Genomic DNA, 2,775 nt, shown 5'->3' with positions numbered 1-2,775 from the left:
TGCTCGACGCGCAGGCTCGGCGCGTCGAGCAAGAGCTCGCTCGCCTCGGTCGGCACGCCGTGGTCGAGTCCGACCGCCAGGGTGAGCTCGCCGCGCCCGGCGATGGCGAGCCAGGGCAGCCCTTCGAGGTAGGGCATGAAGACGTCCCAGGCGTCGGCCCGGGCAAAGGCGTCGATGCGTGTCGAAAGCGCCTCGAGCAGCGCCGGCACGAGCTCCTCGCCGGTGATGTGGGTGGAAACTGGCTCGAGCCGGCTTTGTGCACTAAGTTGAATGTCTTGCGCCAGCAGGGCAGCGTCGCTCAGGCGCAAAAGCCGCCCCCGCTGGATATCGAGATCGATCTGCGCCGCGCCGAGGCTTTCGCGGCCGAGTTCGGCGTCGCGCAGACTCAGCGCGCCTTCGGCCTCGAGGGCGACATCGGCGATGCGCAGGCGGCGAATGCCGCGCGCTTCCAGGGCATCGATATGAAGTCTTCCGCGCAGAAGCTCCACCAGGGAGAGCGAGAGATCGGCCCGTTCGGCCTCGATGCTGACCGGCAGGACGTCGTCTTCCCGGTGCAAGGAGAGGTTCTCCACTTCCCAGCGCCCGGGGTGCTGGCTGCGGGCGCGCTCCCAGCGAATCTCGACGCCGTCGATGTTCGAGAGTCTCTCGGCCATCCATTGGCTGTTGAGCAGCACGGTGCCGATCAGCCACCACGCCGCCGAAAGTACGAAAGCGCCGATTAGGACTATAATCAGAGCCAGGCGCCAACGCGGTCGGGGCGCGGGTTCGCAGGACGTACGGCTTTTGATAATGACTCCTTTTGGCGCATGTTTTGTGGCATTATGCGCGACAAGGGACTGATATGGGTTTTCGATTTCAACGCTAGGCAGGCAGCAAACGCCATGTTCAAGGATTTCTATACACAGCGCGGGGAGCACGTCGTCATCTCCGCCGAGCAGGCCAGCCGTTTCGCCAAGGGCGTCGCCGGTGATTACAACCCGATCCACAACCCGGATGCGCGCCGTTTCTGCGTGCCGGGCGACCTCCTGTTCACTCTGGTTCTAGTCAAGTTTGGCCTGTCGCGCCATATGGAGTTTCGCTTCACCAACATGGTGGCGGCGGATACGCCGCTGCGGTTCAATCTGACCGAGGATGGCCAGATCCACGTGTGCGACGATAGCGGCAAGTGCTACCTGCACGTGACCCGTCAAGGCGAGACGACCTTCGACGAGGAGGCCATCGAAGGATTCGCGCGCTGCTACGTGGCGTTTTCGGGCAAGAACTTCCCGCACTACCTCAAGCCGCTGATGGAAGAGCACGGGGTGATGTTCAACCCCAAGCGCCCGCTGGTGATCTACGACAGCATGGGCTTCTCGCTCACTCGGCTCGACGGCTTCACGCCCAATCTGGCGCTGACCAACTCCTCGCTGTGCGTGCAGGGCAAGCGCGCCGAGGCGCTTCTGGAGTTCGCCATCGAATCCGCCGCGGAGTCGCTCGGCGTGGGCTCGAAGAAGCTCGTGGTGAGCGGACTGTGCGATTACGACGACCTGCAGATGTCGGCGATCGTCGACGAGTTCTACCGGCTCAAGGCGGCCTACGAAGCGGCCTGATAGCGCTACCGGCAAAAATACCGGCAAGACGGCAAAAGAGGGCATGGCGCACGCGCCATGCCCTCTTGCGTTGGTCTAGCCGGTGGCGTTGTCGAGGGTGAGCGACACCGTCGTCACGCGCTCGCCAAGCAGTCCCTCGACGCCGAACGTGACCGAACCGAGGGTGAGCGTATCGCCGACCTCGAGCGGCCCGTCCAGGCGCTCGCGCAGCAGCTGATCGAGGGTCATGTGCGCCTGTTCGAACGTCTGCAGACCGTAGGCGTGATGCAAGTCGTCGAGCGTCGTGCTGCCCTTGAGCTTGAGTGCCTGATCGGGCAGCTCCTTGAGGGCGGCCTCGGGGGCGTCGGAGAACACGCAGTCGATGAACGGGCGGGTTTCCGGGCGCAGCACCACGAACAGGTGGTCGTTCGCCTGCAAGAGCGTGGAGCCGCGCGGCGGGATGACGTTCGACCCGCGGGTGATCATGGCCACCACGGTCGATTCGGGCAGCGCCATCTGGGAAAGGCGCCGCCCTGCGGCGCGGGGTTGATCGCCCAGCCGGTACTCGACGATGTCCGCGTCGACCTCCTCGAGGGCGGTGATCTCCAGGGTGGCGGCGGGCACCGCCGGCGGGCTTTCGGTCAGCTTGAGCTTGCGTGCCACCAGCGGCAGCGTCGTGCCCTGGATGGAGGCGGAGATCAGCACGACGAAGAACACCACGTTGAAGATCAGCGGCGCGCTTTCCAGCCCGAACAGCAGCGGGAAGATCGCCAGGATGATCGGCACCGACCCGCGCAGCCCGACCCAGGAGACCAGCGTCATTTCGCGTGCATTGAAGCCGAACAGCTTCAAGAGCGGCACCACCGCCAGCGGCCGGGCGACCAGGATCAACACCGCCGCGATCGCCAGGCCCTCCCACCATACCTCGAGCAGCGACATCGGGTTGATCAGAAGCCCCAGCACCACGAACATGGCGATCTGGCTGAGCCAGGCAAGTCCGTCGTGGAACAGGAAGATGCTGCGCTGGAAGGCGATGCGCCGATTGCCGATCACCACCCCGGTCAGGAAGATGGCGAGAAAGCCGCTGCCGCCGAGGTTGGCGGCAATGCCGAAGGAGAGAAAGCCGCAGGCCGCCACCATCACCGGGTAGAGCCCCGAAGCCACCAGGTGGATGCGGTTGATCAGCTTCACCGAGACCCAGCCCACG

General features: G+C 65.0%; 2 protein-coding genes and 1 pseudogene. 1 reads left to right on the top strand and 2 read right to left on the bottom strand.

Translation table 11 applies throughout. The annotated features are described in order from the left end of the window. Positions 1-653: pseudogene (locus BIS11_RS14415) on the bottom strand (hypothetical protein); the annotation flags it as partial. Positions 654-881: 228 nt separating this feature from the next. On the opposite strand from BIS11_RS14415, the gene BIS11_RS14410 reads away from it, so the two are divergent. After that, a complete protein-coding gene (locus BIS11_RS14410) occupies positions 882-1,589 on the top strand; it encodes a DUF3581 family protein (protein ID WP_253418689.1) in 708 nt (235 codons plus the stop codon). Between the two features lie 75 nt (positions 1,590-1,664). Here BIS11_RS14410 and BIS11_RS14405 read toward each other — a convergent pair. Continuing rightward, positions 1,665-2,775 (bottom strand): potassium/proton antiporter (locus tag BIS11_RS14405; RefSeq protein ID WP_253586382.1); only part of this gene is annotated, 1,111 nt, incomplete at its 5' end.

It is taken from the genome of Halomonas sp. 707D4 (assembly GCF_024158685.1).
GTDB lineage: Bacteria > Pseudomonadota > Gammaproteobacteria > Pseudomonadales > Halomonadaceae > Vreelandella.
Note: the sequence above shows the minus strand (reverse complement) of the source record. Positions and strands in the feature narration are given on the sequence as shown.